Origin of the sequence: Streptomyces sennicomposti (genome assembly GCF_019890635.1) — a bacterium.
In the GTDB taxonomy this organism is placed as follows: Bacteria; Actinomycetota; Actinomycetes; order Streptomycetales; family Streptomycetaceae; genus Streptomyces; species Streptomyces sennicomposti.
The window spans coordinates 1-632 of the sequence record NZ_JAIOAB010000143.1 but is presented as its reverse complement, the minus strand read 5'-3'; the positions used below and the strand labels follow the sequence as shown (position 1 = coordinate 632).

The 632-nt window shown below is 69.1% G+C and carries 2 pseudogenes; both read left to right on the top strand.

The annotated features are described in order from the left end of the window. Nucleotides 1-252: pseudogene (locus K7787_RS31450) on the top strand (sugar ABC transporter substrate-binding protein); the annotation flags it as partial. Nucleotides 253-266: 14 nt separating this feature from the next. After that, nucleotides 267-632, top strand: a pseudogene (locus K7787_RS31445) (sugar ABC transporter permease); the annotation flags it as partial.

The following is a 632-nucleotide window of genomic DNA, read 5'->3' as shown; positions in this document are numbered from 1 at the left end:
GGCTCCATCCCGCCGGTCAAGTCGGCGCAGTCGGACCCGGCGTTCAACGCGCAGGGCACCGCGGTGCTCCGCCAGACCCTGGCCTCCAGCGCCGCCGCCCTGCCCCAGGTGGCCGACGAGTCGCAGTTCGAGACGGCCGTGGGCACGGCGGTGAAGGAGCTGTTCGCCGAGGCCGCCGCCGGCCGCGCGGTGACCACCGAGTCGGTCAGGGCGAAGCTCCTCAAGGCCCAGCAGCAGATGCCGAAGAAGTGAGCGCGGACACCCTCATGACGACCACGGTCCCCGAGACGGGAACGCGGCCGGTGCACAAGAGCTCCCCCGGTGCGGCGCGCGGCCCGCGCCGCACCGGGCGGATCAAGCGCATCGGACTGCCCTACCTACTCCTGCTGCCCGCTCTGATCCTCGAACTCCTGGTCCATCTGGTGCCGATGGTGATCGGTATCGTGATGAGCTTCAAGGAGCTGACCCAGTTCTACATCCGCGACTGGGGCACGGCCCCCTGGTCGGGGATCGACAACTACAAGCTGTCGGTGGATTTCGACGGGCCGGTCGGGGAATCCCTGCTGCACTCGTTCTTCGTCACGGTCGGTTTCACCCTGCTGTCGGTGGGCCTGTGCTGGGCGATCGGCACG